General features: G+C 71.9%; 19 protein-coding genes. 10 read left to right on the top strand and 9 right to left on the bottom strand.

Annotated features, from left to right (window positions below):
* Positions 1–11 precede the first annotated feature (11 nt).
* From AC4BGC_RS16940 to AC4BGC_RS16925, 4 genes are read right to left on the bottom strand one after another with little or no spacing between them, the layout of a single operon-like run.
* Positions 12–824, bottom strand: a complete 813-nt coding sequence (locus AC4BGC_RS16940) for an ABC transporter ATP-binding protein (protein WP_490556797.1) — start codon at positions 822–824, stop codon at positions 12–14.
* Entirely contained in the window at positions 821–1,855 is a 1,035-nt protein-coding gene (locus AC4BGC_RS16935) for a FecCD family ABC transporter permease (RefSeq protein WP_490556795.1), read from the bottom strand. The genes AC4BGC_RS16940 and AC4BGC_RS16935 overlap by 4 nt, the downstream gene beginning before the upstream one ends.
* Positions 1,852–2,913, bottom strand: coding sequence for a FecCD family ABC transporter permease (locus tag AC4BGC_RS16930; protein WP_490556793.1), 1,062 nt, complete (start codon positions 2,911–2,913; stop codon positions 1,852–1,854). The genes AC4BGC_RS16935 and AC4BGC_RS16930 overlap by 4 nt, the downstream gene beginning before the upstream one ends.
* Entirely contained in the window at positions 2,906–3,889 is a 984-nt protein-coding gene (locus AC4BGC_RS16925) for an iron-siderophore ABC transporter substrate-binding protein (protein WP_490556792.1), read from the bottom strand. Before AC4BGC_RS16925 ends, AC4BGC_RS16930 begins: the two co-directional genes overlap by 8 nt.
* Before the next feature lie 170 nt (positions 3,890–4,059).
* Here AC4BGC_RS16925 and AC4BGC_RS16920 point away from each other — a divergent pair, with 170 nt between their 5' ends.
* Positions 4,060–4,872 (top strand): siderophore-interacting protein, encoded by an 813-nt coding sequence (locus tag AC4BGC_RS16920; RefSeq protein ID WP_490556791.1) that lies wholly within the window; start codon positions 4,060–4,062, stop codon positions 4,870–4,872.
* A gap of 261 nt (positions 4,873–5,133) precedes the next feature.
* Here the strand turns inward: AC4BGC_RS16920 and AC4BGC_RS16915 are convergent, their stop codons facing one another.
* From AC4BGC_RS16915 to AC4BGC_RS16905, 3 genes are all read right to left on the bottom strand, one after another.
* On the bottom strand, positions 5,134–6,693 hold the full coding sequence (locus tag AC4BGC_RS16915) for a PH domain-containing protein (protein WP_490556789.1): 1,560 nt from the start codon (positions 6,691–6,693) through the stop codon (positions 5,134–5,136).
* Entirely contained in the window at positions 6,690–7,223 is a 534-nt protein-coding gene (locus AC4BGC_RS16910) for a PH domain-containing protein (RefSeq protein ID WP_490556787.1), read from the bottom strand. Before AC4BGC_RS16910 ends, AC4BGC_RS16915 begins: the two co-directional genes overlap by 4 nt.
* Positions 7,224–7,412: 189 nt before the next feature.
* Positions 7,413–7,751: a TfoX/Sxy family protein gene (locus AC4BGC_RS16905; RefSeq protein WP_490556785.1), complete on the bottom strand. Its 339-nt coding sequence runs from the start codon at positions 7,749–7,751 to the stop codon at positions 7,413–7,415.
* Positions 7,752–7,891: 140 nt separating this feature from the next.
* Here AC4BGC_RS16905 and AC4BGC_RS16900 point away from each other — a divergent pair, with 140 nt between their 5' ends.
* Complete coding sequence (locus AC4BGC_RS16900) at positions 7,892–8,062, top strand: hypothetical protein (RefSeq protein WP_490556783.1); 171 nt, start codon at positions 7,892–7,894, stop codon at positions 8,060–8,062.
* 32 nt (positions 8,063–8,094) lie between these two features.
* Here the strand turns inward: AC4BGC_RS16900 and gad are convergent, their stop codons facing one another.
* Entirely contained in the window at positions 8,095–9,468 is a 1,374-nt protein-coding gene (gad, locus tag AC4BGC_RS16895) for a glutamate decarboxylase (protein WP_490547276.1), read from the bottom strand.
* Positions 9,469–9,676: 208 nt separating this feature from the next.
* On the opposite strand from gad, the gene AC4BGC_RS16890 reads away from it, so the two are divergent.
* The 6 genes from AC4BGC_RS16890 to betC all read left to right on the top strand — a co-directional run bounded on the left by AC4BGC_RS16890 (position 9,677) and on the right by betC (position 20,328).
* Entirely contained in the window at positions 9,677–10,060 is a 384-nt protein-coding gene (locus tag AC4BGC_RS16890; RefSeq protein WP_490547277.1) for a VOC family protein, read from the top strand.
* Positions 10,057–10,242 carry a hypothetical protein gene (locus tag AC4BGC_RS16885; protein ID WP_490547278.1) on the top strand — a complete coding sequence of 62 codons (186 nt, stop codon included), beginning with the start codon at positions 10,057–10,059 and terminating at the stop codon, positions 10,240–10,242. The genes AC4BGC_RS16890 and AC4BGC_RS16885 overlap by 4 nt, the downstream gene beginning before the upstream one ends.
* Before the next feature lie 70 nt (positions 10,243–10,312).
* Positions 10,313–13,573: an exodeoxyribonuclease V subunit gamma gene (recC, locus tag AC4BGC_RS16880; protein WP_490556780.1), complete on the top strand. Its 3,261-nt coding sequence runs from the start codon at positions 10,313–10,315 to the stop codon at positions 13,571–13,573.
* On the top strand, positions 13,573–16,944 hold the full coding sequence (locus AC4BGC_RS16875; RefSeq protein WP_490556778.1) for a UvrD-helicase domain-containing protein: 3,372 nt from the start codon (positions 13,573–13,575) through the stop codon (positions 16,942–16,944). Before recC ends, AC4BGC_RS16875 begins: the two co-directional genes overlap by 1 nt.
* A complete protein-coding gene (recD, locus tag AC4BGC_RS16870) occupies positions 16,941–18,719 on the top strand; it encodes an exodeoxyribonuclease V subunit alpha (RefSeq protein WP_490556777.1) in 1,779 nt (592 codons plus the stop codon). The genes AC4BGC_RS16875 and recD overlap by 4 nt, the downstream gene beginning before the upstream one ends.
* A gap of 49 nt (positions 18,720–18,768) precedes the next feature.
* Positions 18,769–20,328, top strand: coding sequence for a choline-sulfatase (gene betC / locus AC4BGC_RS16865; protein WP_490556776.1), 1,560 nt, complete (start codon positions 18,769–18,771; stop codon positions 20,326–20,328).
* 18 nt (positions 20,329–20,346) lie between these two features.
* On the opposite strand, the gene eat is transcribed toward betC, so the two are convergent.
* Positions 20,347–21,798 (bottom strand): ethanolamine permease, encoded by a 1,452-nt coding sequence (gene eat / locus AC4BGC_RS16860; RefSeq protein WP_490556774.1) that lies wholly within the window; start codon positions 21,796–21,798, stop codon positions 20,347–20,349.
* A gap of 116 nt (positions 21,799–21,914) precedes the next feature.
* Here eat and AC4BGC_RS16855 point away from each other — a divergent pair, with 116 nt between their 5' ends.
* Positions 21,915–22,934 (top strand): CE1758 family FMN-dependent luciferase-like monooxygenase, encoded by a 1,020-nt coding sequence (locus AC4BGC_RS16855; RefSeq protein ID WP_490556772.1) that lies wholly within the window; start codon positions 21,915–21,917, stop codon positions 22,932–22,934.
* Entirely contained in the window at positions 22,931–23,608 is a 678-nt protein-coding gene (locus AC4BGC_RS16850; RefSeq protein ID WP_490556769.1) for a CE1759 family FMN reductase, read from the top strand. Before AC4BGC_RS16855 ends, AC4BGC_RS16850 begins: the two co-directional genes overlap by 4 nt.
* The last annotated feature ends 18 nt before the right edge of the window (positions 23,609–23,626 follow it).

Here is a 23,626-nt window from a genome sequence, read left to right as displayed (position 1 = left end):
CAGCCCCACGCTCAGCTGCCGGGGACCTCGACGCGGTGGCGCCCGATCGGCAGCATCAGCGGGCGTCCGGAGAGCGGATCGGTGATCACGCTGCAGGGGAGCCCGAAGACCGCGTTCACCATCTTCTCGGTGAACACCTCGTCCGGGGCGCCGGCGGCGTACAGGCGACCGCCGGCGAGTGCGATCAGGTGGTCGGCGTACCTCGCGGCGAGGTTGAGGTCGTGCAGGACCATCACGATGGTGGTGCCGCGGCTCTGGTTGAGGTCGGTGAGCAGGTCGAGCACCTCGACCTGGTGGCTGACGTCGAGGTGGGTCGTCGGCTCGTCGAGCAGGAGGACGTCGGTCTGCTGGGCCAAGGCCATCGCGATCCACACCCGCTGACGTTGACCTCCGGAGAGCTCGTCGACCGGCCGGTCGGCCAGCTCCTCGGTGCCGGTGGCGTCGAGCGCCGCGGCCACCGCGGCGTCGTCCTCGGCGTTCCACCGCGACATCAGCCGCTGGTGCGGGTTGCGGCCGCGCCCGACGAGGTCGCTGACGGTGATGCCCTCCGGAGCGATCGGCGTCTGCGGCAGCAGGCCGAGCGTCCGGGCGAGCTGCTTGGCGGGCAGCCGGTGGACCTGCTCGCCGTCGAGCAGCACCTGACCCTCGCGGGGGCGGAGCAGCCGGGACATGGAGCGCAGCAGCGTCGACTTCCCGCAGGCGTTGGCGCCGACGATGGCGGTCACCTGGCCGGGCGGCACGACCAGGTCGAGGTGCTCGATGACGGTGCGGTCGCCGTACCCCAGCTCGAGGTTCTCGACGGTGAGAGTGTGGCGGTCGGTCACAACGAGCCTCCGGCGCGGTTGGTGCGGACGATCAGGTAGATGAGGTACGGCGCACCGAGGACGCCGGTGATGACACCGGCCGGGTAGCGGTGGCCGAACGCGTACTGGCCGCACAGGTCGGCCACCAGCACCAGCAGCGCACCCACGAGCGCCGAGGGCACCAGCAGCGACGCCCCCGGACCCACCAGCCGCGCCGCGATCGGCCCGGCGAGGAACGCGACGAAGGCGATCGGCCCGGCGGCCGCGGTGGCGAAGGCGATCAGGCCCACCGCAGCCACGATGACGATCACCCGGGTCAGCTCGACCCGGACGCCCACCGCGGAGGCGGTGTCGTCGCCGAGCTGCAGCATCTCGAGGTCGCTGGCCCGGCTCAGCAGGATCGGACCGAGCACCACCAGCGCCAGGAGCGTGGGCAGCACCTCCTCCCACCGCGCACCGTTCACGCTGCCGGTCAGCCAGCGGGTGGCCTCCTGGAGGTCCCAGGCGGCGGCGCGGCTGAGCACGTAGGCCGTCACGCTGTCCAGCATCGCGGCGATCCCGATGCCGATCAGGATCAGCCGGGTGCCGGCGACGCCGTCACGGTAGGAGAGCAGGTAGATCAGCACCGCGACGCCCAGGCCCGCGCCGATGGCCACCACCGAGACGGCCGTCCCGGAGAGGCCGAGGGTGATGATGGCGAAGGCCGCAGCCGCACTGGACCCGGCGCTGATGCCGATGATGTCGGGGCTGGCCAGCGGGTTGCGCAGCATGGTCTGGAACGTGACGCCACCGAGGCCGAAGCAGAGCCCGACCAGCAGCGCGAGCACCGCGCGCGGCAGCCGCAGCCGACCCACGGTGAACGAGGCCCCGGGCACGTCCTGGCCCTGGATGACGGCGAGCACGTCGCCGATGGGGTAGAACGTGTGGCCCACCATCAGGCTGGTGACGAACACGGCCGCGACGAGCACCGCCAGGACGATCAGGACGCCCCGGCGCCGGGCGGAGCGGCGTACCCGGCCCCGCGAGACGCGTTCGATGGTCTGGACGCTCACAGGCCACGCACCTTCTTGCGGCGTACGACGTGGATGAAGAACGGGGCGCCGATCACCGCGGTGATGATGCCGACGTCGATCTCGCTCGGCCGGGCGACGATGCGACCGACGACGTCGGCGGCGGTGAGCAGCGCCGCTCCGCCGATGGCCGAGAACGGCAGCAGCCACCGGTGGTCGACGCCGATGAGCATGCGGCACAGGTGCGGGATCACCAGGCCGACGAAGCCGATCGGTCCGGCAACGGCCGTGGCCGCCCCGCACAGCAGCACCGCCCCGATCGCGGCGGCTGCGCGGGTGAGTGCCACCCGCTCGCCCAGTCCGGCGGCAACCTCGTCGCCCAGGGCCAGGGAGTTCAGCCCGCGGGCCGAGGCCATCGAGACCAGGAACCCGACGGCCAGGAACGGCAGCACCAACGTGGTGGAGTCGTACGACGCACCGCCGACGCCGCCGATCTGCCAGGACCGCACCCCGCCCGCGATGTCGGTGCGCGGGAGCACCACGGCGGTGATGAAGGACGCGAACGCCGCGGAGGTGGCGGTGCCCGCGAGGGCGAGCTTGAGAGGTGTCGCGCCGCCACGGCCCAACGACCCGACGGCGTAGACGAAGACAGCGGCCAGCGCCGCGCCCGCGATGGCGGCCCACACCTGGCTGGCCGGGGCGGAGAGGCCGAACCACGCGATGCCGGTGACGACCGCGAGGGAGGCGCCCATGTTGACGCCGAGGATGCCTGGGTCGGCCAGCGGGTTGCGGGTGACGCCCTGCATCACCGCACCGGCCAGGCCGAGCGCTGCGCCGACCGCGACCGCGAGCAGCGTGCGGGGGATCCGCTTGGTCACCGCGGCCTCCTCATGCGTCTCGCTCGACCCGAGGAGTGCGCCGACGATGTCGGACCAGGAGACCTCGCGCGAGCCCACGGCCACGGACACAGCCATCAGGGCGGCCAGGACGGCGATCCCGGCCAGCAGCCAGAGGGCATGCCTACGCCCCGGATGCCGGGCGGTGCCGGCAGCCGGGGCGGAAGCAGTTGCGACGACGGTCGCAGTGGTGTCCTCAGGCACCGGCCGCGTCGGCCAGCATGGTGACGTACTCCTCGAGCACGTAGGAGATCGAGAGCGGCGTCGGGTTGGCGGCGGTGCCCAGCGGGTTGTTGGGCAGCAGCACGATGGCGTCGTTCTTGACCGCGGGCATCTTGGAGAGGAGCGGGTCGGACTTGAGCGTCTTGACGAGCTTCTCGTCGCCGTAGGTGACGATCACCTCGACGTCGTCGAGGGTGTCGATCTGCTCGGAGCTGAGCGTGCCGGAGAACTCGTCGGTCTTCGCCGAGGCGGTCGCGATGCTCCCGGGGGTGCCCAGCCCGAGGTCCTCGAAGAACTTCGCCCGGGTGTCGTGGGTCGTGTAGTAGCTGACCTCGCTCAGGTCGGCGGGGTCGACGTGGGTCAGGAACATCGCCTTCTTGCCCTTGAGCTCAGAGCGCTCGGCAACGGTCGAGGCGATCTCCTTCTCGAGGTCCGCGACGAGCTCCTCGCCCTCGGTGGCCAGGCCCATCGCCTTGCTGCTCTGCAGGATCATGTCGCGCCACTCCGTCGACCACGGGGCCTCGGGGTAGGCCACGACGGGGGCGATGTCACTCAGGGTGTCGTAGTCCTTCTTGGTGAGGCCGGAGTACGACGCGAGGATCACGTCGGGGTCGGTGTCGGCCACGGCCTCGTAGTCGATGCCGTCGGTCTCGTCGAAGAGGACCGGGGTCTTCGCGTCGAGCTCCTCGAGCTTGTCCTTGACCCAGGGGAGCACGCCGTCGCCGTCGTCATCACCGAAGTTGGCCGACGCCATGCCGACCGGCACCACGCCGAGGGCCAGGGGCACCTCGTGGTTGGCCCAGTTGACCGCAGCGACCCGCTTGGGCTTCTTCTCGATCGTGGTGGTGCCGAGCGCGTGCTTGATGGTCATCGGGAACTCGGCGGAGGAGTCGCTCTTCGCGGCGCCACCGTCGGAGTCCTTCTCCGAGGAGCCGCATCCGCTGAGGACGAGGGCCATGGCTGTGAGGGAGCCGGCCAGGAGGTTGAGTGAACGCACAGGGGGCCTTTCAGTACGAGCGGACGGCAGAGCGCCCGGAACAGGAGGGGGAAGGCAGCTGGAGGATGCGAAGACATCACTCGGTGTTGGTGAGGCTAACCTAAGTTCATTCAGTGTTCAGAGGAGGCCCCATGCATGCACGAGTGATGTCAGTCACCTGGCTGACCCCCGCGATGGTGCGCGTCGAGCTCGGCGGTGAGGGGCTGCAGCAGTTCCAGATGTCCGACTCGACCGACGCCTACGTCAACATCGCGGTGCCGCCCCCCGGCGCGCCGTACGGACCGGTCTTCGAGCCGGCCGAGGTGCGCGAGACCCACGACAAGGCCTGGTGGCCGGCGCGCCGCCGGTTCACCGTGCGCTCCTGGGACCAGGTCGACCGCCGGCTGACCATCGACTTCGTCGTCCACGGCGACGAGGGGGTCGCGGGGCGCTGGGCCGCGGGCGCTGCACCTGGCGACGTGCTGGTCCTCGAGGGCCCCGGCAGTGGCTACCGTCCCGATCCGACCGCGGACTGGCACCTGATGGTCGGCGACGAGTCGGCTCTGCCCGCGATCGCGGCTTCCATGGCCGTCGTGCCGGCCGGTTCGCCCGTCGTGGTGCGGCTGGTCTGCGACGACCCCACCCAGGAGCTGCCACTCGAGAGCCCCGGACAGCTGGACCTGCGCTGGCTGCACCGCGTCGGCTCAGTCGACCCCGCCACCCTGCTGGCGGCCGAGCTCGAGCAGTTGGAGTTCCCTGCGGGGCGGGTGCACGCCTTCGTGCACGGTGAGGCCGAGGAGGTCCGCGCGATCCGGCGCCACCTGCTCGGCGACCGTGGGCTGAGTCGCGGCGACATGTCCTGCTCGCCGTACTGGCGCCGGACGATGACCGACGACGCCTGGCGGACAGTGAAGGCCGACTTCGTGGCCGCCATGGAGGCCGACGTCGCTCCCGCCGCGAGCTGAGTGGCTCCCCGGCTGTCGGCCCGCGGCACCACCGAGGCTCCCGGATGAAGATCGATGAGATCGCCCGCGAGTGAGGTGAACGCGTGTGCCGAGGTCTCGCCCACCTCGGACCCGAGATCCGGGTGCAGAACCTGCTTCTCAACCCCCGGTGAACAGTCTGGTGACGACTGGCTGCACCTGGAGCTCGGCGAGATTTCTCCTGAAGGCGGCCGGCGACAAGATCACCAGGACCGTGACAGGCTGAAGGTGTAGGGCTCCTGTTCACGCGAGGAACTGCGTGACCAGTCCCGGCACCGCCTCGTCGGCGAACCCGATGGCCATCGACTCAGGGATGTCGATCGCGGCGTACTCCTGGCGGCCCGCGGCCGTCGTGGCGACCAGGGTGGCGAGGCCGGCACGGCGCTGGAACCACGACTGCTGGACGTTCCAGCCGATGATCCCCGAGCGCTGAAGGACGTCTCGACGCCCGCGCAGGCTGCCGGATCGGACCACCAGGTGGTCGCCGCTCAGAGCGTGGCCCAAGCGGCGCGAGCGGTCGGCGGCCAGGGCGACCCCGACCGGGAGCGCGAGCAGGGCCGGCAGCAGGACCCACCAGGGGAACGCGCTGAGGAGAACCAGCCCCAGCACGACCGCGGGCACGACGGCCGAGCCCGCCAGCGCGCGGGTGTAGCGGCGTCTCCGGGCGAGTGGCCCGTGCGGGACCAGGGGAACGTGCAGCGGGTCGCGGTGCCCGAGCACCGCCTCCCCGGTGGCGTCGATCACCTCGCGCGGTGCCGGCGGCACCAGCTGGGAGCTGCTGGACTCGTCGCGGGAGACCCCGGTGACGATGGCCGCCAGCCGGCCCGCGCCGACCAGCCGCAGCCCCAGCGGCTCCAGGACCTCGAGGCCGCGCAGGCGCTCGCGCTCGAGGCTGACCTCGGTGGTGGTGAGCAGCCCGCGGCGTACCCGGAACGTGCGTCCGCGGGAGTCCCGGGAGAGTGTGAATCCCCAGTTGGTGATCAGGTAGCCGGCCACCGAGAACACCGCCCCCAGGATCAGGAACGCGACCACGAGCCCGACCGTGACCAGCGGGACCAGCGTCTCGACGGGGCGGTCGGCGAGCCAGCCGAGCACGTCGACGTCGGCGAAGAACCGGTCCCCGACGCTGTCGAAGAACTGCCCGAGCACCGCCATCAGGCCGGCCGCGATCACGTTGCCCGACGAGGTGAGCGGGGCGTACCGGACCCAGCGCTTGTCGAAGTCGAGCAGCACCTCGTCCTCGGCGTACGCCGCCCGCGGGGCCGCCTCCCGGGACGGTGCATCGCCCGTGAGGTCGACCCCCGGAGTGAGTGCGTCGGGCGGCGCGGGGACCCGGTCGTCGTCGTCGGCCCGGTGCAGCAGCGAGACCCGCAGCTCGCGCGCCTGCGGGAGCGCCAGCCCGTCGAGGGCGAACTTGTCCTCGCCCTGGGTGCCGCCGCTGGCGGTGCCGATCTCGACCTTCGCCAGGCCCAGGACGCGGTGCATCGGGGACGCGGTGACCTCGACGGCGCGGACGCGGTCGAGGCGTGCGGTGGACACCTTCTTGCCGATCAGTCCCCGTTCGAGCTCGATCTGGGTGGGCGTGATCCGGTAGCGGGTGGTCAGGAACTGCAGCACGCCGAGCACGATCGGGATCGCGATGCCGGTGAGCTGCCACCAGCTGCCGCGGGTGCTGCCGAGCACGACGATCCCGACCAGCAGGGGCAGGAACCTGATCAGCTCGGTGACCGGGTGGACCAGCAGCATCCGCGGGTCGAGCCGCCGCCACGGGTAGGGCTCCAGCGCCACCGGTGGCTGGGTCATGTGGCGTCCCCGGCCTCGGCCTCGGTACGACGGGTGAGGTCGTCGACGAGCCGGTCGGCCACCGGCTTGTCGATCATGCTGATCTGCACGGGCCCGGCCGCCGACGCGGTGGTCACGGTGACCGAGGCCAGCCCGAACAGGCGCCCCAGCACGGTCTGCTCGAAGTCCACGGTCTGCACCCGCGACATCGGCGCGATCCGGCGCTCCCGGGACAGCCACCCGGTCTGGGTGTAGACGGCCGTCTCCGTGCTCTCCCAGCGGTGGGTGCGGTAGCGCAGCGTCGGCATCACCGCGACGTAGCCGATCGAGGCCACGGCGTACACCGGCCACACCCACACCGGGACGTCCCACCAGCCGATCAGCTTCACCCCGATGAGCACCGCCAGGAAGAACAGGCCCTGGAGCGTGGCGCTGACCGCCCACAGCGCCGGCGCCCGCGGCGAGACCTGGTGCGCGGGCTCGCGCAGCATCCGGCGGGCAGGGAAGCTCTCCGGGGTCTCGGGGAGGCGCTCGGGTGCAGGATCGGTCACCGGCCCAGCCTCCCATCCCGCATGTGAGGATCACCGCATGGATGCAGACGTCGTCGTCGTCGGGTGCCGGGCTCGCCGGGGGAACCGGGTAATCCCGATCATTCCGCAGGTCTGAGGTCCGGTTTCGCCTGCGAAACGACCGGGACTACCCGTTCGCTCAGGTCGGCTCCGTCGAAACCGCCCACACGCTCAAGTCTTCGCGGGCTTGGCCTTCGCTCGCGCCACCGCGGGGCCGACCCAGGCGTTGAGGGACTCGGGGTCGGGGAGGTCGTCGGCGGCGACGAGTACGACGCCGCCCATGGTGCGCTCGCCCATCGTGGCCGGGCGGGCGCCGTTCGCGAGCGCGTCCGCGACACCGTCCGTGCCGACGTGCACCATCAGGTCACCCTCGCCGGCACCGACGGCCATGTGGGTGTTCACGGTCCAGCAGAGACCGCCGAACATCTTGATCTCGCGGTACCCGTCGGGTCCGGCAGCGGCATCGACCGCCGCCCGGATCCGCTCGGCCAGGTGCTCGTCGTACGCCATGGGTGGTCTCCCGTCGCTCGCGGCCAGCGTAGCCGCGCCCGGCCCCGGCGGGCCGGAGACTGGTCGGGCTCGTACCGGTCGTTGCCCACGCATGAGCCTGCACCGTCGTACCGTCCTCGGCGCCGCGCCCGCAGGTGTTCGTGCCCTGTCACCACGACAACTGGGCCCCGCCGATCACGGCCAATGCCGCCACCTACGAGCGACCGCTCCAGCGAGCCTTCGACCGGCTGGGCACGGCAGGGCCCCGACTGGTGATGCTGCGCGATCCGGACGACTACGTCCGACCCGACCGCCTCACCTTCCGGCTCTGAGTCGAGCCCGCGCGAGCTCGCGAATCTGCCGATCAGTGGTGGAACATGTGCGACGCCTGCTCACGCGGCAGCGGTCCCGGCAGGCTGTCGAGGTAGCTCACGCTGCTGCGCACGCTGTCGAGCAGCCGGTTCGCGAGGTCCATGGACAACCCGTTGCGGACCACGACACGTTGCACGATGCGCTCCTCGAGGTCGGCCGGCAGCGGATAGGCCGGCACCAGCCACCCTCGCTGGCGCAGCTGGTCGGAGAGGTCGTAGAGGTCCCAGTTGGAGGTGTAGTCCTTCTTGATCTCCCAGGCGAAGACAGGGATGTCCGAGGCGTCGTTCCACAGCGTGAACGGCCCCATCTTCTCGATCTCCTTCGCCAGGTGCTGGGCGACGTTGAGGCTCTCCTGCTGCACCCCGGTGTAGCCCTTCCGGCCCAGTCGCATGAACATGTAGTACTGCAGCAGCACCTGGGCGCCGGGTCGGGAGAAGTTCAGCGCGAAGGTGGGCATCTTGCCGCCCAGGTAGGAGACGTAGAAGATCAGCTCCTCGGGCAGGAACTCCTTGTTCTTCCACACCACCCAGCCGATCCCGGGGTAGACCAGTCCGTACTTGTGGCCGCTGACGCTGATCGAGTGCACCCGGTCCTGGCGGAAGTCCCACTTCAGGTCGGGCTGGACGAACGGCGTGATGAACCCGCCGGAGGCCGCGTCGATGTGGATCGGGATGTCGAGACCCGTGTCCTTCTGGATCTGGTCCAGGGCGTCGCTGATCTTGCCGACCTCCTCGTACATCCCCGTGTAGGTCACGCCCATGATCGGGACCACGCCGATGGTGTTCTCGTCGACGTACTTGTCCAGCTCGAACCCGTCCATGACCTTGTGCTCGTCGCTGATCGGGACCGTCCGGGTCTCCACGTCGAAGTAGTTGCAAAACTTCAGCCAGCACACCTGCACGGCGGAGCTCATCACCAGGTTGGGGCGCTCGGTGGACTTGCCCTCGGCGCGCCGGGCCTGCTGCCAGCGCCGCTTCAGGGCTAGACCACCCAGCATGCAGGCCTCCGAGGACCCGATAGTGGACGTCCCGATGGACTGCGCCGGGTCGGGTGAGTTCCACACCTCCGCGAGGATCCGCCAGCAGCGCTCCTCGATCGCCGCGGTCTGCGGGTACTCGTCCTTGTCGATCATGTTCTTGTCGAAGGTCTCGGCATAGAGCTTCGAGGCCATCGGATCCATCCAGGTGCCGACGAACGTGGCCAGGTTGAGCCGGGCGTTCCCGTCGAGCATGGCCTCGTCATGCACGAACTGGTACGCCGTCTCCGGCAGCATGGGTTCCTCCGGCATGGAGAACTGAGGAACGTCCTGGGACTCTCCGGGGCGGGTGAACAAGGGGTTCAAATTAAGTCGCTCGGCGTCGCTCACGTCGGCGGTCCTTCCAGGTCCAGCCATTGCGCAGCCCGAGGGAGTGCGTCGACGGACAGACGGACTCGACGCAACGACGACGATCAGGAGCACTCCACCGTCAACTGTGACACCGGTCACCACGCCGGCCTGGCCGGAGATCTCCCACGCGGGAGGTGCGCGGCAGTGCTGGGAGATCCGTCTTGAGTGCCCCGTCTATCATCCCGGCATGAGTGGAAGAGTCGTGCACTTCGAGATCCCCTTCGATGACGCCGAGCGAGCACACAAGTTCTACTCCGAGGCCTTCGGGTGGTCGATCGAGGAGATCCCCGGGCTGCACTACTCGATCGTGCAGACCGGGCCCACCGGTGACGGCGGGTTCCCGACCAAGGCCGGCTACATCGGCGGCGGGATGCTCAAGCGGGAGAGCCCGGCGGACCGCCCGGTGATCACCATCGACGTCGAGGACATCGACGCGGCTCTCAAGCAGATCGAGGCGCTGGGCGGGATGACCGTGCTCGGGCGCCAGGACGTCGGCGACATGGGCTGGGCGGCGTACTTCAAGGACGTCGAGGGCAACCTGATGGGGCTGTGGCAGGCCCGCGGCGAGTGAGGCTCGCCCAGCTGCCCTGGCCGCAGATCCTGCTGCTGATCAGTGCCTGCCTCAGCGCTGCCGCCGGCGTGGTCCTGGTCGCGGGCGGGGAGTCCGCCGGGTACATCGTGGTCGCGGGCAGCGTGGTGCTCGCGGGTTTCGTGGTGGTCGAGCTCACCCGCGGGGCCGGTCGCCGAGAGTGAGCAACCGCAGTGTCGGACCCCTGCGTTAGGTTGACCGGGTTCTGACAGCTTGGCGGGGGAGGCACGTGCGGTGAGCCTGATCGTCCACCGTGCTGCCCGGGCCGACCAGCTCGTCGAGGGCCTCGCCGGGCTCCTCCAGGACCCGTTGCCCGACCCGTTCGCCCAGGAGCTCGTCCTGGTCCCGGCCAAGGGGATCGAGCGCTGGCTCAGCCAGCGGCTCTCCCACCGGCTCGGCGGCGGCCCGGGCCGCGACGACGGCGTCTGCGCGGGCGTGCAGTTCCGCTCCCCGGGCAACCTGATGGCCCAGGTCCTCGGCACCACCGACCGCGACGTGTGGGCCCCCGACCAGCTGGTGTGGCCGCTGCTGCGGGTGATCGACGCGGTCGCCGCCGAGCCGTGGGCGAGGGTGCTCAGCGAGCACCTCGGCCACGGGATCGAGGACGAGGAGGAGTGCCGGCTGCGCCGAGGACGGCGGTACGCCGTGGCCCGTCGCCTTGCCGGGCTGTTCGCCGGCTACGCCCTCCAGCGCCCCCAGCTGCTCATCGACTGGGAGAGCGGCGGGTCCGGCGACGGCACCGGCGGAGCGCTCGAGCACGACCTGGAGTGGCAGCCGCCGCTGTGGCGGGCGCTGCTCCAGGAGGTCAGCGAACCCAGCCCCGTCGTCAGGCACGCCCGTGCCGTGGAGGCCCTGCGGGCCGGGACCCTGGAGCTGCCGCTGCCCGAGCGGCTGTCGCTGTTCGGGCACACCTGGCTCAGCGTGACCGAGGCCGAGACGCTCAGCGCGCTCGGTGCCCACCGCGACGTCCACCTCTGGATGCCACATCCCTCCGAGGCGCTGTGGCAGTCGCTGAAGGACGCCACCCCGACGCCGCGGCGCAGCGACGACCACTCGCACCTCGGGATCGAGCACCCGCTGCTGGCCGCGATGGGTCGCGACGTGCGCGAGACCGAGGCGGTGCTGCTGGGAGCCGGCGCCGTCGACGGCGGGGCGCTGCCCGCCCCCGAGCTGCCGACCACGGTGCTGGGCCACCTCCAGGCCGACCTCGCCGCCAACCGGGCACCGCGCCCCAGCGGCGTCGAGGACGACACCGTCCAGGTGCACGCCTGCCACGGGCCCTCGCGGCAGGTGGAGGTGCTCCGCGAGGTGATCCTCGGCCTGCTCGCCGACCACCCCGACCTCGAACCCCGCGACATCCTCGTGATGTGCCCCGACATCGAGACCTACGCCCCGCTGATCACCGGGGCCTTCGGGCTCGGTGAGGCCGTCGCCGGCAGCCACCCCGGCCACCGGCTGCGGGTGATGCTCGCCGACCGGTCACCGACCCAGACCAACCCGCTGCTCGGGGTGCTCGCCAAGCTGCTCGACCTCGCCGACGGCCGCGCGGAGGCCAGTCGGGTGCTGGACCTGCTCGCCTCGGACCCCGTGCGCCGCCGGTTCGGGTTCAGCGAGGACAACCTGGAGACGATCACCCGGTGGATCACCCGGGCCGGCGTCCGTTGGGCCTGGGACCAGACCGGACGGGAGCGGTTCGGGCTCGCGGCCTTCCAGCAGAACACCTGGCGCTTCGGCCTCGACCGGGTCCTGGCCGGGGTCGCCCTCTCCGACGACTCCCACCTGTGGCTCGGCCCGACCCTGCCCCTCGACGACGTCTCCACCACCGACATCGCCCTGGCCGGGCGTCTGGCCGAGGCCGTGGACCGGTTGCAGGCGCTCACCGCCGAGCTCTCCGGGACCCACCCCGTCGACCACTGGCTCCAGGTGCTCCGCGACGGCGTCGAGCAGCTGGCCGACGTCCCCCGGGGCGAGGAGTGGCAGGTGGCCCAGCTCCACCGCGAGCTGGCCGCGCTCACCGGCTCCGCCCAGGGACCCACGCCGCTCGAGCTGCGCCTGCCAGACATCCGGGTGATGCTCGACTCCAAGCTGGCCGGGCGGCCCACCCGCGCCAACTTCCGCACCGGCACCCTGACCGTCTGCACGATGACCCCGATGCGCTCGGTGCCGCACCGGGTGGTGTGCCTGCTCGGCGTCGACGACGGGGTGTTCCCCCGTGGCGGCTCCGTCGACGGCGACGACGTGCTCGCCCGCGCCCCGATGGTCGGCGAGCGCGACGTCCGCAGCCAGGACCGCCAGCTGTTCCTCGACGCGGTCCTCGCCGCGCGCGAGCACCTCGTCGTCACCTACACCGGGTTCCACGAGGCGACCGGCCAGCGCCGGCCCCCCGCGGTCCCCGTGCGCGAGTTCCTCGACGTGGTCGCCGAGACGACCACGGCCGTGGTCGAGCACGAGCACCGCTCCCAGGCGTTCCACCCCGACTACCTCGCCGCCCCGACACCGTTCTCCTTCGACCCCGACGCCGCCTCGGCGGCCCGTGCCGCCGCCGGGACCCGGGTGCGGCCGCAGCCGCTGCACGAGCTCGACCTCGGACCCGCCCCCGCCAGCGACACCATCGAGCTCAGCGACCTGATCGACACGGTGACCAGCCCGGTGCGCGCGTTCCTGCGTCGACGCCTCGAGCTGGACCTGCCGCGCGAGCAGGACGAGGTCGCCGACTCGATGCCGGTGTCCCTGGACGGGCTGGAGACCTGGCAGGTCGGCGACCGGATCCTGCAGGAGTTCCTCCGCGGCCGCGCCCTCGACGACGCCCTCCAGATGGAGTGGCGGCGCGGCACGATGCCCCCGGGCCGGTTCGGCTGGGAGCAGACCAAGGCCGTCGCGCGGGCTGCCGGCCCGCTCGCGGAGATGTTCGAGACCTCCACCCAGGGCGCGCCGGCCCGGGTCCGCGAGATCAGCGTCGACCTCGGCGACGGCCGACGGCTGATCGGCGGCGTGCCAGGCCTCTACGACACCCGGCTGGTCCGGGTCGGCTACTCCCGGCTCAGGGCCAAGCAGCGCCTCGAGGCCTGGGTGTCCCTGGTCGCGCTCGCCGCGGCGGGGCCGGGCCCGTGGGTCTCGCGCGCCATCGGCCGGGCGGCCAAGGGCGACGCCCCGTCCCGCGCGACGTACTCCGCCCCGGCGGACCCGCACGCCGTGCTGCGCGAGCTCGTCGCGATCCACGACCAGGCGCTGACCCGGGTGCTGCCGCTGATGCCGGACACCGGTCGCCTGTGCGCGCAGACCAACAGCTCCTCGCGTCCGGGCTGGATGGTCGAGCGCGAGCTGCAGGACTCCTGGCGCCAGGAGAACCGCGCCGTGGAGCTCCAGGTCGCCTGGGGCCGCCGCCCCAGCTGGCAGGACCTCACCGCCGCCCCCGCCGAGGGGTCCTGGCCGCACCTGTTCGGCGAGCTCTCCGAGCGGCTGTGGCGCCCCGCGCTCACGGCGGAGGTGGAGTGATGGACACCTTCGACCTGCGGGCGGCGCTGCCCGCGCGCGGCGTCACCGTCCTGGAGGCGAGCGCCGGGACGGGCAAGACGTACGCCGTCGCCGCACTCGCCGCGCGCTTCGTCGCCGAAGGCGTGGCACCGCTGGACCGATTGCTGGTGATCACGTTCAGCCGGGCCGCCACCCAGGAGCTGCGCGACCGGGTCCGGGCGCTCCTGGTGGAGGCCGCGGAGGCGCTGCGCACCGGCGACCCCGGCCCGCACCCGACCCTCTACGAGGCGCTCACCACCCTCGACGGAACGCCCGTTGACGACCTCGAGCGGGCCACCCGGCGGCAGCGGCTCCTCGACGCGGTCGCCAACTACGACGCCGCGACGATCGCCACCACCCACGAGTTCTGCCACGCGGTGCTGCGCTCGCTGGGCGTGGCCGGCAACTCCGACCCCGCGGAGCGGCTCCAGGACGACATCTCCGCGCTGGCCGGCGAGGTCATCGACGATCGCTACCTCGCGTCGTACGCCGACGTGCCGACCGCCGTCGTGGAGTTCAAGGAGGCCCGCCGGGCCGCGACCGCCGCCCTGGACAACCCGCACGCCCAGCTGCGCCCGGTCGGCGAGCCGGCCGACTCGCCCGCCGGGGCGCTGGCCGGGTTCGCGGCCGGCGTACGCACCGAGGTCGAGGTGCGCAAGCGCCGCACGGGCGTGTTCACCTTCGACGACGTGCTCTCCCGGCTGGCCACCGCCGTGGACCCGGACCGGTCGTCGGGTGGCCGCTCGTTCGCCGCCGAGCGGATGCGCGCGCGGTGGGACGTGGTGCTCGTCGACGAGTTCCAAGACACCGACCCGGTGCAGTGGGACGTGCTGCGCGGGGCGTTCGCCGAGCACGCCCGGCTGGTGCTGATCGGCGACCCCAAGCAGGCGATCTACGCCTTCCGTGGCGGCGACATCCCTACCTACCTGCGTGCGGTCGATGGCGCAACCATGAAGACCCTCGGCGACAACTGGCGCAGCGACCCGGCCGTGGTCGACGCCCTGCAGGTGCTCACCCGCGGGGCCCGCCTCGGCGACGAGCGGATCACCGTCCATCCCGTCGCGGCCCGGCGGGACAAGGCATCCCTTGCCGGCGGCAGCGAACGGCAGGCCGGCGGCGTACGCCTGCGACAGGTGCGCCGCGACGGCTTCCGGGTGAACAAGTCCGGTGGCATCGGGATCGGCGTGCTGCGCGACCACATCGCCGCCGACCTCGCGGGCGACATCGCCGCGACCCTCGACTCCGGGGTGGTCTACGAGGCCCCCGACGGACCGCGTCCCCTCTCCGCGGGTGACGTCGCCGTGCTGCTGCACTCGGTCAAGGAGGAGGCGCCCCGCATCCAGGCCCAGCTGGCCGCCCGCGGGATCCCCTCGGTGATCAACGCCGCGGAGAGCGTGATGCTCAGTCAGGGCGCGCGGGAGTGGGAGCGGCTGCTGGAGGCGATGGAGAAGCCGCAGCTGTCCGGACAGGTCCGCGCAGCGGCGCTGACGTCGTTCTTCCCCACCACCCCGGCCGAGCTGGACGCCGGTGGCGACGACCTCACCGACGCGCTCGCCGAGCGCATCCGCAGCTGGCTCGACCTGTTCCGCTCGCGGGGGGTCGCAGCCGTCATCGGCGCCGCCCAGGCCGCCGGGATGGCGGCCCGGGTGCTGTCCCAGCCCGGGGGCGAGCGGCTGCTCACCGACCTCCACCACGTCGGGCAGCTGCTCCACCAGGCCGCCCAGCGCGAGCGTCTCGGCCTGACCGGGCTGCTGGCCTGGCTGCGGGAGGCGGTCGAGGAGGGCAACCGCAACGACTCGCGGCGCCGCCGGCTCGACGTCGACGCCCAGGCCGTGCAGTTCGTGACCATCCACGGCTCCAAGGGGCTGGAGTACCCCGTGGTCTACCTGCCCCAGCTCTTCGACCGCGCGGTCAAGGACTGGCCGACGATCCACGCCTACCACGAGGGAGACCAGCGCTGCCTCGACGTCGCGGACTCGCCGGCTGCCAAGCGGCAGTCCCGCCGCGAGGAGGCCGAGGAGGAGCTCCGGCTCGCCTACGTCGCGATGACCCGGGCCAAGGCGCAGGTGGTGATGTGGTGGGCCCCGACGTACAACGGCCCCAACGCCGCCCTCACCCGGCTGCTGTTCGGCCGCCAGCCCGGCACCCCCGAGGTGGAGACCCGCGCCAGCTTCGGCGAGACCGACGAGGAGGTCGACGGCGTCCTTCGGCGCTGGGCCGAGGCGGGCGCGTTCCGGCTCGAGACCACCCAGGTCGTGGACGCCCACGTCGACCCGCCTCCGCCGCCCCCGTCGCTGAGCGCCCGGCGCTTCGACCGCGGCATCGACACCGAGTGGCGCCGGACCTCCTACAGCGGACTGATCCGGGTGGAGGAGCAGGTCGTCGGTGGTGCCGTCCAGGAGGCCACGAGCGAGCCCGAGCAGGCCGGCAAGGACGACGAGGACGACGAGGACGACCTGGACACCACGACGGACGTCGAGCCCGACGCAGGCGTGGCCGACGAGCTCGCCGACCTCGCCTCCCCGATGAACGGGCTGGTGGCCGGCGCGACGTTCGGGTCGCTGGTGCACGCCGTGCTCGAGCACGCCGACCCGCAGGCCGACGACCTCCGCGCCGAGCTGCTCGCCCGGGTCGAGGAGGAACGGCGCTGGTGGTCGGTGCCCGGCACGTCGGAGGAGCTGGCCGACGCGCTGCTGCCGATGCAGCACAGCCCGCTGGGACCGCTTGCCGACAACCGCACCCTGGCCGACCTGCCGCTGAGCGACCGGCTGCGCGAGCTCGACTTCGAGATCCCGCTCGCCGGCGGCGACCTCGGTGCTGGCGAGGGCCGGCTGCTCGGCGAGATGGCCGACGTCCTCGAGCAGAACCTGCCGGCCGAGGACCCGATGCGCGCCTACGCCGAGCGGCTGCGCAGCCCCTCCCTGGGCGGGCAGGCGCTCCGTGGCTACCTGAGCGGCTCCATCGACGTGGTGCTGCGCGTGGGCGAGCCCGGCCGGCCTCGCTACGTCGTCGTGGACTACAAGACCAACACGCTGGGGGAGCCGGGCCGCCCGCTGACCGCGCTCGACTACACCCCCGCCCTGGTCACCGAGGCGATGCTGCACTCCCACTACCCGCTGCAGGCGATGCTCTACTCGGTGGTGCTGCACCGCTACCTGCGCTGGCGCCAGCCGGGCTACGACCCCGAGGTGCACCTCGGCGGAGTGCTCTACCTCTACGTGCGCGGCATGGTCGGCGAGCAGACCCCGGTCGTCGACGGGCACCCGTGCGGCGTGTTCGCCTGGCAGCCCCCCGCCGCGCTGGTGCTCGCCCTCTCCGCTCTGCTCGACGGCCGAATCCGGGAGGCGTCGTGATCGAGGACCCGACCAGCCGCCACCTCGCGCTGCGCGCCGAGCCCGAGCTCGCCGAGCTCAACCGGGCCGGTGTGCTCGACGCGGCCGACATCCACGTGGCCACCCGCGTTGCGGCGCTCGCGGACGAGACCTCACCGGACGTCCGGCTGGCTGTGGCGCTGGTGGTCCGGGCCGCCCGGCGTGGGGCCGTGTGCGTCGACCTGCTCGACCTGCCCTCGCCGGCGGAGCTGGCCGAGGACCCCGAGCTGATGCTCACCTGGCCCGACCAGGAGCCGTGGCTGGAGGCCGTACGCCGCAGCACGCTGACCGCCCGCGGGGTGCTCCGGCTCGAAGGACCCCTGCTCTACCTCGACCGCCACTGGCGCGAGGAGAAGCAGGTCTGCGACGACCTCCTCGCCCGGATGGCGCTGCGTCCTCCCGAGATCGAGGAGCTCCCGCTGCGCGATGCGCTGGCGCGGATGTTCCCGCCCGGGTGGGAGGAGCAGCGCGACGCCACCGAGCGGGCGACCCGGCAGTGGACCACCGTGCTCACCGGCGGTCCGGGCACCGGCAAGACCGCCTCGGTCGCCCGGCTCCTGGCCGTGCTCAGCGAGCAGCACGAGGCGTCGGTGGGACGCCCCCCGCGGATCGCCCTCGCCGCCCCGACCGGCAAGGCCGCCGCCCGGCTCCAGGAGTCGGTCGCCCGCGAGCGGGAGAGCGGGCAGATGCCGCCCGAGGACGCCGCCCGGCTCCTCGGCATCGGCGCCAGCACCGTGCACCGGCTGCTGGGCTGGCGCCCCGACAACAGCACCCGGTTCCGGCACCACCGGGCCAACCCGCTGCCCTACGACGTCGTGGTCGTCGACGAGGTCTCGATGGTCTCGCTGACCCAGATGGCCCGGCTGCTGGAGGCGGTGCGGCCCACCACCCGCCTCGTGCTGGTGGGCGACCCCGACCAGCTGGCCTCGGTCGAGGCAGGGGCCGTGCTCGCCGACCTCGTCGCCGGTTTCGGCGAGCGCACCGACTCACCCGTCGTACGCCTGCAGACCACGCACCGCACGGCCAAGGACGACGGCGGCCGGGCCCTGGACGCGCTGGCCCGGGCGATGAGGGAGAGCGATGTCGAGGAGACCCTGGCCCTGCTCCGCTCGGGCCAGGAGTCGGTGCGGCTGGTCGCTCCCGAGGACCAGGTGGCGGCGGGCGTGCGGGCCGGCGTGGTGGAGCGGGCGGTCGCGATCGCCGACCGGGCCCAGGAGTCGCACACCGAGGAGGCGATGGAGCTGCTCGAGGAGCACCGGCTGCTCTGCGCCCACCGCGAGGGCACCTACGGCGTCTCCGGCTGGAACCGGCAGGTCGTCCACCACCTCGCGGAGAGCGCGGGGGTGGCCCACCTCGACGAGTGGTACGCCGGACGACCGGTCCTGATCACCGCCAACGACCGCGGACTGGGCCTGTCCAACGGCGACCTCGGCGTCACCGTGCGCGCCGACGACGGCCGGTTGCGGGTGATGGTGCGGGTGGACGGACAGCTGAAGTCGTTCGCCCCGACCAGGCTGACCGGGGTGGAGACGGTCTACGCGATGACCATCCACAAGAGCCAGGGGTCCGAGGCCCGTGCGGTCACCGTGGTGCTGCCCCCCGAGGACTCACCGCTGCTCACCCGCGAGCTGCTCTACACGGCCGTCACCCGGGCCCGCCAGCGCGTCACGATCATCGGCACCGAGGACGCCGTGCGCGCGGCGGTCTCCCGCAAGGTCCAGCGGGCGTCGGGACTCGCACGACGGCTGCAGCCCTGACCCGCGCGGGCTGCGGTCCACATGCTGGTCCCGGGTGCACACTCTCAGGGTGACCGTCGACGACCCCGCTGCTGCGCCTGCAGAACGCCCCAACGTGCTGATCCTGATGTTCGACCAGGTCAATCCGAGCGCGCTGGGCTGCTACGGGAATCCGGTGGTCAAGGCCCCCACGATCGACCGGCTGGCCCGCGAGGGAGTGGTCTTCGACGCGGCGTACTCCAACAGTCCGCTGTGCACCCCGGCGCGCTACTGCATGATGACCGGCCAGCTGCCGTCCGCGACCCGCGGCTACGACAACGCCGCCTACCTGCCGAGCACGGTCCCGACCTTCGCCCACTACGCGCGCTCGGCGGGCTACCGCACCGTGCTCGACGGCAAGATGCACTTCGTCGGGCCCGACCAGCTGCACGGGTTCGAGGAGCGGCGGACCACCGACATCTACCCCGCTGACTTCGGCTGGACCCCCAACTGGCTGCAGCCCGACGAGCGCATCGACTGGTGGTTCCACAACATGGACGCGGTGAAGAAGGCCGGCACCGCGGAGGTCACCAACCAGCTGCTCTTCGACGACGAGGTCGGCCACCAGGGCGTCCGCGCGCTGCACGAGCTGGCCCGCGACGCCGACGAGCGGCCGTGGATGCTGGTGGTCTCCTTCACCCACCCGCACGACCCCTACGTCACCCGCAGCCGGTTCTGGGACATGTACGAGGGCGTGGACATCCCGATGCCGGTCCTCGGCGCCGGAGACGTCGCCCTCGACCCGCACACCCAGCGGCTGCGCCAGGTGAGCGCGATGGACGAGGTCGAGATCACCGAGCGCGACGTACGCCGGGCCCGGCGCGCCTACTACGGCAACATCTCCTACCTCGACGAGTGGACCGCCCGGCTGATGGCCACGCTGAAGTCGCTGGGGGTGGCCGACGACACCGTGGTGATCCTGCTGGCCGACCACGGCGACATGCTCGGCGAGCGCGGGCTCTGGTACAAGATGAACTTCTTCGAGGGCTCCGCCCGGGTGCCGCTGATCGTGCACAGTCCGACCCGGTTCGCCCCCCGACGGGTCTCCGCACCGGTCTCGCTCGTCGACGTGCTCCCGACGATCACCGAGCTCGCCGGGGAGGGCGTCCCGGAGAGCGTCGACCCGCTCGCCGGCCGCTCGCTGCTCGACCTGTGCCGTACGCCGGCGGCCGATCCGGTCGAGCGCGAGGTGATCGGGGAGTACATGGGCGAGGGCGCCGTCGCGCCGATCGTGATGATCCGCCGCGGTGACCTGAAGTTCGTGCACTCCCCGGTCGACCCCGACCAGCTCTACGACCTCGCCGAAGACCCGCACGAGCGGGTCAACCTGGCCGAGGACGCCGACTGGTCGGCCAAGGTCAAGGAGATGCGGCTGGAGGTGGAGCGCCGCTGGGACCTCGAGGCGGTCACCGCCGACGTGATCGACGACCAGGCGCGGCGACGGCTCGTGGGAGCGGCGCTGCGCACCGGCGTGGTCACGCCGTGGGAGTACGAGCCGCCGGCCGAGGGACGCAACCACTACATGCGCAACCACCTCGACCTCAACGAGGTCGAGCGGTTGGCGCGGTTCCCGCTGCCGATCGAGGAGTAGCCCAGGATCAGGCGGGGCCTACTTCAGGCCCGACTCCGCGTCGCTGATCGCCGCGAACTCCTCCTCGGGGGCGCTCGCGACGAGGTGGTGGCGGCTGTAGAACCAGAAGTACGCCAGCGCCGCGACGAACACGGCGGCGGTGATCCCGGCGGCCCGCGGGTCGACCACGAACGTGGCGATCACCGCGACCACGCTGAGCACCAGCGCGACCCCGGTCGTGGCCACCCCGCCCGGCGTTCGGTAGGGACGCTCGAGGTCGGGCTCGCGGCGGCGCAGCATGATGTGGCTCAGGTTGAGCAGCACGTAGGAGACCGTCGCGCCGAAGACCGCGATGTTGATCAGCAGCGCACCCGCGTCGGCCCCCATGTTGGCCTCGAGGACCCCGGCGAGGATGAAGCCGATGGTGCCGGGGACCAGCAGCGCCACCCAGGGGGTGTTGCGCGAGGAGGTCAGCGAGAGGGCCCGGGGGAGGTAGCCGGCGCGGGAGAGCGCGAACAGCTGCCGCGAGTAGGCGTAGATGATCGAGAAGAAGCTGGCGATCAGGCCCGCCAGACCTGCCCAGTTGACGAAGTCGGCCAGCAGCGAGTCGTCACCGCGAACCGCGCGCAGCGCCTCGGGCAACGGGTTGTCGCTGGCGCGGATGGTCTCCGAACCCGCCGAGCCCGGCAGGATCAACAGGATCAGCGCCGCGAACAGCAGCAGCGTCGCCATCGCCGCGATGATGCCGCGCGGCATGTCGCGGGCGGGGTCGTTGGTCTCCTCGGCCGCGAGTGGGACGCCCTCCACGGCGAGGAAGAACCAGATGCCGTAGACCAGCGCCGCGACCACGCCGGCGAAGCCCATCGGCAGGAAGTCGCTCGCACCCGCCGCGCCCGTGGGGGTGATGTCGAACAGGTTGTCGGTCGAGAACGACGGCAGCAGCCCGACCAGGGCAGCGATCAGCGCCACCACGGCGATCGCGGTGATGGCGAACATCAGCTTCAGCGCCTCGCCGACGCCGTAGAGGTGGATGCCGATGAACACCACGTAGGCGATCGCGAACACCAGCCAGCCGCTGGTCAGGCCGAACAGGCCGAGCGCCTCGACGTACCCGCCGATGAAGACCGCGATGGCCGCGGGAGCCACGGCGTACTCGATCAGCACGGCCATGCCGGTCGCGAACCCGCCCAGCGGTCCCATCGACCTGCGGGCGAAGCCGTAGCCGGCCCCGGCGACCGGGAGCGCCGAGGACATCTCGGCCAGGCCGAACACCATGCAGGTGTACATCAGGCCCATCAGGAGCGTGGCGATCAGCAGGCCGCCCCAGCCGCCCTCGTCGAGGCCGAAGTTCCAGCCCGCGAAGTCTCCGGAGATGACGTAGCTGACGCCGAGACCGGCCAGCAGGATCCAGCCGGCCGCTCCCCTCTTCAGGGTGCGGTGCTCGAGGTAGTCCTTGTCGACGTTCTGGTAGTCCACACGAGATCTGGCCATGGTGTCCGTCCTCGGATGCGTCGGGTGGTTGGAAGTCTGGGGTGGCCCCTGCCCCCCGTCAAGGAATAGGGTGCGTGGCTAAGTAGTTACATCGTCAACTACTTCTTGGAGGAATCATGGAGTTCGGCATCTTCACCGTGGGTGACGTGACGACCGATCCGACGACCGGGCACGCCCCGAGCGAGCACGAGCGGATCAAGGCGACCATCGAGATCGCGCTCAAGGCCGAGGAGGTGGGCCTCGACGTCTTCGCGACCGGGGAGCACCACAACCCGCCGTTCATCCCGAGCGCGCCGACCACCACGCTGGCCTACATCGCGGCGAAGACCAGCCGGATCAAGCTCTCCACCAGCACCACGCTGATCACCACCACCGACCCGGTGCGGATCGCCGAGGACTACGCGACGCTGCAGCACCTCTCCGACGGCCGGATGGACCTGATGCTGGGCCGCGGGAACACCGGCCCGGTCTACCCGTGGTTCGGCAAGGACATCCGCGACGGCATCCCGCTGGCCATCGAGAACTACGCGCTGCTGCGCCGGCTCTGGCGCGAGGAGAACGTGGACTGGGAGGGCAAGTTCCGCACACCGCTCCAGGGGTTCACCTCCACCCCGCGTCCGCTCGACGGCGAGCCGCCGTTCGTGTGGCACGGCTCGATCCGCAGCCCCGAGATCGCCGAGCAGGCGGCCTACTACGGCGACGGGTTCTTCTCCAACCACATCTTCTGGCCGGCCTCGCACACCGCGCGGATGGTCGACTTCTACCGCTCCCGGTTCGAGCACTACGGCCACGGCAAGGCCGAGGACGCGATCGTCGGGCTCGGCGGACAGGTCTACATGGCCCGGACCCACGAGGAGGCCGTGCGGGAGTTCCGCCCCTACTTCGACAACGCCCCGGTCTACGGCCACGGGCCCTCGCTGGAGGAGTTCACCTCCCAGACCCCGCTCACGGTCGGTACGCCGGCCGAGGTGGTGGAGCGCACGCTGTCCTTCCGGGAGTACGCCGGCAGCTACCAGCGCCAGCTGTTCCTGCTGGACCACGCGGGTCTGCCGCTGAAGACGGTCCTGAACCAGCTCGACCTGCTCGGCGAGGTCGTCGCAGAGCTGCGCAAGCACGACGAGGAGGTCGCGGCATGAGCCTGCGTCTCGCTGGTGGGGCCGATGGCGGGCGGGTCGACGACGTACGCCGGATCGCGGTCGTCACCGCCGGCCTCTCCGAGCCCTCCTCGACCCGCCTGCTCGCCGACCTGCTCGGAGCGGCGACCAAGGCCGCGCTCGTCGACGGCGGCCGCCAGGCGGAGGTCGAGGTGATCGAGCTGCGCCCGCTGGCGCACGCGATCACCGACGCCCTGCTCACCGGCTTCCCGGCCGGCGACCTGGAGGCGGCGGTGGCCACGGTCGCTGACGCGGACGCGGTCATCGCGGTCACGCCGGTGTTCAGCGCCTCGTTCTCCGGGCTGTTCAAGACGTTCTTCGACATCCTCGAGCAGGGCACTCTCGACGGGAAGCCGGTCCTCGTCGCCGCCACCGCGGGATCGGCCCGCCACTCGCTCGTCCTCGACCACGCCCTGCGCCCCCTGTTCGGCTACCTGCACGCGGTCGTCGTACCCACCGGCGTCTTCGCCGCCAGCGAGGACTGGGGCATGACGAACGGGGGCACCGGCGGCGCCGATGGTGCCGCTGGGGAGCTCCGCACCCGCGTCAACCGCGCCGCCCGCGAGCTCGCCGACCTCGTCGCCGCCCGCCCGGCCCTCCACCGCGTCGACCCCTTCGGGGACGTGCCTGACTTCGCGAGCCTGCTGGGGTCGTGAGGGGGCGTCCGGTTTCCC

It is taken from the genome of Nocardioides sp. Z38_18, assembly GCF_058215695.1.
The sequence above is the reverse complement of the archived record's forward strand: the minus strand, read 5'-3'. Positions and strand labels throughout refer to the sequence as shown.

Bases quoted from the DNA above. Each gene is read 5' to 3' on its own strand.
- AC4BGC_RS16925 (WP_490556792.1), bottom strand. From the start codon at position 3,889: ATGGCCCTCGTCCTCAGCGGATGCGGCTCCTCGGAGAAGGACTCCGAC.
- AC4BGC_RS16890 (WP_490547277.1), top strand. From the start codon at position 9,677: ATGAGTGGAAGAGTCGTGCACTTCGAGATCCCCTTCGATGACGCCGAG.
- AC4BGC_RS16875 (WP_490556778.1), top strand. From the start codon at position 13,573: ATGGACACCTTCGACCTGCGGGCGGCGCTGCCCGCGCGCGGCGTCACC.
- AC4BGC_RS16905 (WP_490556785.1), bottom strand. From the start codon at position 7,751: ATGGCGTACGACGAGCACCTGGCCGAGCGGATCCGGGCGGCGGTCGAT.
- AC4BGC_RS16855 (WP_490556772.1), top strand. From the start codon at position 21,915: ATGGAGTTCGGCATCTTCACCGTGGGTGACGTGACGACCGATCCGACG.
- AC4BGC_RS16920 (WP_490556791.1), top strand. From the start codon at position 4,060: ATGCATGCACGAGTGATGTCAGTCACCTGGCTGACCCCCGCGATGGTG.
- AC4BGC_RS16850 (WP_490556769.1), top strand. From the start codon at position 22,931: ATGAGCCTGCGTCTCGCTGGTGGGGCCGATGGCGGGCGGGTCGACGAC.
- eat (WP_490556774.1), bottom strand. From the start codon at position 21,798: ATGGCCAGATCTCGTGTGGACTACCAGAACGTCGACAAGGACTACCTC.
- AC4BGC_RS16915 (WP_490556789.1), bottom strand. From the start codon at position 6,693: ATGACCCAGCCACCGGTGGCGCTGGAGCCCTACCCGTGGCGGCGGCTC.